This is a genomic window from Trebonia sp., from assembly GCF_049794275.1.
In the GTDB taxonomy this organism is placed as follows: Bacteria; Actinomycetota; Actinomycetes; order Streptosporangiales; family Streptosporangiaceae; genus Trebonia.
The window spans coordinates 1-5,713 of the sequence record NZ_JBARCR010001157.1 but is presented as its reverse complement, the minus strand read 5'-3'; the positions used below and the strand labels follow the sequence as shown (position 1 = coordinate 5,713).

The following is a 5,713-nucleotide window of genomic DNA, read 5'->3' as shown; positions in this document are numbered from 1 at the left end:
AGCAGACTTTGGGGGAGAAGATTACTGGGGCGATGATCGACGGCGACGCGCGTGAGCGGTCTGGCCGGTCGTACCCCAGAAGCGGGGCCGTGCTCGACTTGGTCGCGTCGAAGCTGCGGCGTCCGCTGGCGCGGCCGGGGACGGTCCTCCGGTTGCCTCTGGTCGAACGGCTGGCGCGGCCGGACCCGCGTCCGATCGTCTCTGTGGTGGCTCCGTCGGGCTACGGGAAGACCACGCTGCTGGCTCAGTGGGCTGAGAGGAATGGTCAGTCCTTCGCCTGGGTGTCGGTCGACGAGAACGATAACGACCCGAAGGTCCTGCTCACCTACGTCGCCGAGGCCCTGAACGCGGTTCAGCCGGTAGGCGAGCGAGTGTTCGATGCGCTGGCCTCCCCGGCCAGCTCGGTGCCCGGCTCGGTCGTTCCGCGACTGGGCAACGCGTTCGCGTCGATGACGAAGCCGGTCGCGCTGGTGCTCGATGACGTGCACATCCTGCACAATCAGGAGTGCCGGGCCGCGCTATCGGTGCTAGCCGATCATGTCCCGGACCGTTCCAGGCTGGTCCTGGCGGGGCGGGCCGAGCCGCCCCTGCGGACCGGGCGGCTGCGCGCCGAGGGCCGGATTCTCGAGATCGGCCCGGCTGACCTGTCGCTCACCCGCGAGGAGGCGGCCGGACTGCTGCGGGAAGCGGGCCTGGTGCTGGGGGCCGATGAGGTGACCGAGCTGCATCGGCGGACCGAAGGCTGGCCGACCGGGCTTTACCTGGCGGCACTGTACCTGCGGGAAGGCGGCTCGCTGCCGGGCGCGGCGGCGGCCTTCGGCGGGGACGACCGGCTGGTGAGCGAGTACGTGGAATCGGAGTTCCTGGCCCGGATTCCCGAGCGGCAGCGGGTGTTCTTGACCAGGACCGCGGTGCTGGATCGGATGAGCGGCCCGCTGTGCGAGGCGGTGCTGGAGCGGCCCGGTTCCAGCGCGGACCTGGCCGGACTGGCCCGGTCGAACCTGCTGCTGGTGCCGCTGGACCGGCGCGGACAGTGGTACCGGTACCATCACCTGTTCCGTGAGATGCTGCTGGCCGAGCTGGAACGCGCCAACCCCGCCCTGATCCCTGTGCTGCGGCGCCGCGCGGCCGACTGGTACCTGCGCAACAGCCTGCCCGAGGAGGCGCTGGAGTATTCCATCGCCGCGAGCGACGTCGGTACGGCCGGCCGTCTGGTGGAAGAACTGACGGTGCCGACCTACCGGGAAGGCCGGGTAACAACCCTTCAGCGTTGGTTCCGTTGGCTGGAAGACCAGGATGGGATCACCGGACACCCGTTGACCGCCGTGTGGGCCGCCATCCTTGCCGCGCGCACCGGGCGGCCGGTCGAGGCCGACCGGTGGGCCGACGTGGTGGACCGCTGGCAGCACCAGACCGAAGCCCAGCCTGACAGACCAGTCGCGGCAGCCTGGGCCGCGGTGCTGCGGGCCCTGCTGTGCCGGCACGGCGTCAAGCAGATGAGCGCGGACGCCGACGAAGCCGGACGCAGGCTCAGGGCGGCAGGCATCGTGGCGCCGGTCGTCCCGCTCGTGAAGGGGATCGCACAGGTCCTTGACGGTGATCCCGACGACGGCGACGCGTCGTTCGAAAATGCCATCAGCATCGGGGACGTCGGTGCACCCGATGTCCTGGCGATGGCGCTGTGCGAGCGGTCACTGCTGGCGATGGCTCTCCACGACTGGGGCCCGGCCGGGGATCTGGCTGGGCATGCAGGCGCCGTGCTGCACCAGGGCGGGATCGAAGACAGCTACGTCACGCCCCTGGTCTGCGCCGTGCAGGCCCGCGTGCACATGCACCGCGGAGCCACCGCGGCTGCGCGGCAGCAGCTGGTCGATGCCCAGCGGCTGCGGCCCGTGCTGAGCTACGCACTCCCGCACATTGCCGTGCAGGCGCGGATCGAACTGGTCCGCGTACACCTCGCGCTGGCCGACACGGCAGGGGCCAGGACGCTGATGCGCGAGATCGACGGGGTGCTCAAGCGCCGACCCGACCTGGGAACGCTGGTCAGCGACGCTCAGGCACTGCGGGTCCGGCTGACCCAAGAACGCGGGCCGAACGTCCCCGGACCATCGGCCCTGACCACCGCGGAGCTACGTGTGCTGCCACTGCTGGCCACGCACCTGTCGTTCCGCGAGATCGGAGCCGAGCTGTTCCTGTCCCCGAACACCGTCAAGTCCCAGGCGATCTCGCTGTACCGCAAACTGGCCGCGGCCAACCGCAGTCAGGCAGTCATCCGCGCCCGAGGGCTAGGGCTTCTGGAGGGATGAGACCTGACACGGAAGGGGGTCAGCCGTCAGCTGCTATGCTCGTCATGTCTCAGCGACCGAGAACGGCTGAGACGGCCTCGAAAGGCTTCTGCCCGGTGATGGAGCTGGCGTGGGGTGTGTGTCCCCGCTCAACGCCACCAGTGGACGGTTCCAGGCGATGACCACGGGTCGGTAATTCTGGACGCCGACGACCCCAGGTGGCCCGCCCCGCCGGGCAGCGAACGGGACACCTCATGTCATCGGCGACCTACCGCACCTTGTTGCGCGCCCCCGGCACCGCTGCCTTCTACCTGACCGCCGCCGTCGGCCGGGTCGGGATTGCGATGACCAGCCTGGGTATCGTCTGGCTGGTGCACGCCCGGACCGGCTCGTATGCCACGGCCGGGCTGGTGACCGGCGGGTTTGCCGTCGCCGAGGCAGTGGCCGGCCCGCAGCTGGCCCGGCTGGCCGATCGCTTCGGCCAGACCCGGGTGCTGCCGCCGGCGCTGCTGGCCCATGCCGGGGCGGTGACCACACTGCTGGTCCTCGTCACCGCGGGAACCCCGGACTGGCTGATGACGGCAGGAGGGGTACTGACCGGCGCCACCATTCCGCAGCTGGGCGCGCTGTCGGCGACGCGCTGGGTGGCGCTGCTGCGCGACGGGCGAGCCCCGGCGCTGCCCACCGCGTTCGCGCTGGAATCGCTGGCCAATGAACTGGCCTATCTGGCAGGCCCAGCCCTGGTGAGCATCCTCGGCGCCAGCGGGTACCCCGCGGCCGGCACGGTGCTTGCCGCCGTCTTGGTAGTGGCCGGCGGGATGTGCTTTGCCGCGCAGCGCCGCACCGCGCCGCAGACATCGTGCGCTGCCGGGCGGCACCGTACGGGCCGCGGGCTGCTGCGGCCCGGATTTGTGGTTCTGGCCGGCGTGAACCTGGCCATCGGCGGGTTCTTCGGCGGCATGCAGATCTCAGTGACCGCGTTCGCGCTCGAGCATGGCTCGGCGGGCATAGCCGCTGTGCTGTTCACGGTATCCAGTTGCGCCAGCCTGCTGGCCGGCTGGCTGTACGGGCTGCGCCAGTGGCGCACAGTTCTGCGGGTGCAGCTGGCGGTGGCAGCGGGCGGACTGGCGATCGGCTGCCTGCCGTTGCTGCTGGCCCACTCGCCATTGGAGCTGGGGTTCGGCGTCGCGCTGACCGGGCTCGCGATCCCCTTGATCCTGATTCTTTGCTCGCTGCTGGCCGAAGCATCCGTCCACCGGGACGTGCTCACCCAGGCCTTTGCCTGGCTGAACTCGGCCAGCGCGGCGGGTTCGGCCGGCGCGGCGGCGGCTGCTGGCTGGGCAGTGGACACCTTCGGCACGCATGGCGGCCTCGCGGTGGCCGCGATAGCTGCCGGCGCCATGGCAGTGCTGGCCCTGGCGGGCCTGCGAGCGTTGCGAGTACCACAGCAGCCTGCCAGGCCGAATCCATAGCGGCGCAGCGCTAGGAGACTGCAAGCCACGACAGCAGGCGGCCCCTCGACCAGCAGCGGCCAATGGCCTCGGCGCGCAGAGCCGACTGCTCGAACAGCGCCAGGCCAATGATGCTGTGGCCAGAGGCGCGGCGATCGCCGAGTGTCGGTATCGCCGGCCCGACTCCGACCCCCTCCACTGACACCCACGCCACCGCCCGGCCGGTCGCCGCCTCGTCGAGGCGGTTCAGGAAGCGCAGGCGGCTCTCGAGCGGGAAGCGCGACAGAGCCCACGTCGTGGTGACGACAGGCAGGGCACCCGCGGGCACATGCGCGAAGGCGTCGGGCAGCACCTCGACGGCGTCACCTCGCAGCAGCAGCGGAGGGGCCGTCGCCGCCAGCGCCATCTCCGCTTCGAGCCTCGCGATCCGCTCCGGCTGATCCGGCCACAAGCAGGCGCGCAACCATCGGGCGTCATCCGCGTCGGTCACGTCAACCGGATCGAGGTCGACGCCGACGCGGCCAACGACCTCGGGCATCGCCCGGGCCGGGATGGGCCGGGCTCCCACGACCGAAGACGACAGTTGCACAGGAGATGACGGGTCGCCCAGCGACTGTCCGCTGCTGTACGTGATGCCAACGCGATCGACATTGAGATTGAGCCCGGCAGAACAACCCACGTCGATCAGCCCGACCGCATTCGCGCCTGCCCGGCGCGCCGCCTCGGCAATGGCCGGATACAGCACGGCACAGCGTCCGGTCTCGTTAGCCCGCGTCTTCCGGCGCACGGCGATGGCCACGACCGAGTCGGTCATTCGCAGCAGCGTGTCGATGGCGGCGTCAGCGGCAGCGTCGCCGTCCGCGGCGGCATAGGCCGCGGCGAGCGCCGGGGCGCGTCCGGCGAGGGCGAGATCGTGCAGCGCGGCGAGGACTACCGTGGGGTGCCGCTTGCGCGCCGGCGCCGCCTCGATGGCGCGCAGCACCTCGCCGGACTCACTCAGGGCGATGGCGACGCGCGCGTACAGCGGCGATGTGTCGGCGGCGTCGACTTCACCGAAGTGCCGGTACACCTGAGCGAGTGTGCGGGCCTTACCCATGGACACGGCTTCCTGCGGTCAGCCCTGGCATCCCGACGATTCTAGCCACCAGATAGTTTGCCGGGGTGAGCGGCAACCGCGAGCTGGTGGAGCGCTTCATCGCCAGCCTTGAGGCCAGGGACTGGGACAACTGGGCAGCGCTGCTGCATCCGGCCGTGGTCTACGAGATCCCGCAGTCGCGGGAGCGTATCCGGGGCCGTGATCGCTACCTGCGGTTCAATCAGGAGTACCCCGGTGACTGGCATCTGCGGCCCAAGGTCGTGATCGCTGACGAGCAGCACGGGGTGGCGTGGTTCGAGTGGCACCTCGATGACCGCATTGACGATGGGATGGCGTTCTTCACGTTTGCTGACGGGTTGATCACGCAGGTCACGGACTTCTGGCCGGAACCCTACGAACCACCGCCTGGCCGCGAGCATCTGGTGGAGCGCTGGTAATCAAACCTTCCGGAATGTGCACCCAACGGAAGATGCCATCCGACGCGAAGAGCGCCACCGTGGCCTCGCGCCAGTAGGCTCGCAGGGTGGCCCGCTACCGGATTCGCCAGATCGGGCTCGACGGGAACGATCTGACCACCATGATCGAGTTCTGGTCAGCTGCACTGGGTTACGAGCTAGCTCACCGCGCATCCGGGTATGCGGTGCTGCGCGATCCCGCGGACGCTGAGCCACGGCTCTTCCTGCAGCAGGTACCAGAGCCCAAGGTCAGCAAGAACAGGGCGCACATGGATGTGGAAGTAGCCGACGAAACCGCAGCGGTCGACCGCCTAGTGCAACTGGGCGCCAGCGTCCTGTGGCGGGAGGACTTCGGCACTCACCACTGGACGGTCCTGGCCGATCCCGAAGGAAATGAGTTTTGCGTCGGGCACTTTGGCTGACCCG

The 5,713-nt window shown here is 69.9% G+C and carries 5 protein-coding genes; 4 read left to right on the top strand and 1 reads right to left on the bottom strand.

Features of this window, described 5'->3' with window-relative positions; genetic code table 11:
* Both WA805_RS28595 and WA805_RS28590 read left to right on the top strand, forming a co-directional pair.
* The coding region (locus tag WA805_RS28595; RefSeq protein WP_425243878.1) for a LuxR C-terminal-related transcriptional regulator at window positions 1–2,306 on the top strand (2,306 nt) is incomplete at its 5' end.
* Between the two features lie 233 nt (window positions 2,307–2,539).
* Window positions 2,540–3,757 carry an MFS transporter gene (locus WA805_RS28590; RefSeq protein WP_425243877.1) on the top strand — a complete coding sequence of 406 codons (1,218 nt, stop codon included), beginning with the start codon at window positions 2,540–2,542 and terminating at the stop codon, window positions 3,755–3,757.
* 10 nt (window positions 3,758–3,767) lie between these two features.
* Here the strand turns inward: WA805_RS28590 and WA805_RS28585 are convergent, their stop codons facing one another.
* Window positions 3,768–4,805, bottom strand: coding sequence for a DUF2332 domain-containing protein (locus WA805_RS28585; protein ID WP_425243876.1), 1,038 nt, complete (start codon window positions 4,803–4,805; stop codon window positions 3,768–3,770).
* A gap of 92 nt (window positions 4,806–4,897) precedes the next feature.
* On the opposite strand from WA805_RS28585, the gene WA805_RS28580 reads away from it, so the two are divergent.
* Both WA805_RS28580 and WA805_RS28575 read left to right on the top strand, forming a co-directional pair.
* Window positions 4,898–5,269: a nuclear transport factor 2 family protein gene (locus WA805_RS28580; RefSeq protein ID WP_422337967.1), complete on the top strand. Its 372-nt coding sequence runs from the start codon at window positions 4,898–4,900 to the stop codon at window positions 5,267–5,269.
* 86 nt (window positions 5,270–5,355) lie between these two features.
* Window positions 5,356–5,709 carry a VOC family protein gene (locus tag WA805_RS28575; RefSeq protein ID WP_425243875.1) on the top strand — a complete coding sequence of 118 codons (354 nt, stop codon included), beginning with the start codon at window positions 5,356–5,358 and terminating at the stop codon, window positions 5,707–5,709.
* The last annotated feature ends 4 nt before the right edge of the window (window positions 5,710–5,713 follow it).

What these genes read in the sequence shown, in the direction of transcription:
- WA805_RS28590 (WP_425243877.1), top strand. Translation starts at nt 2,540, where the DNA reads ATGTCATCGGCGACCTACCGCACCTTGTTGCGCGCCCCCGGCACCGCT.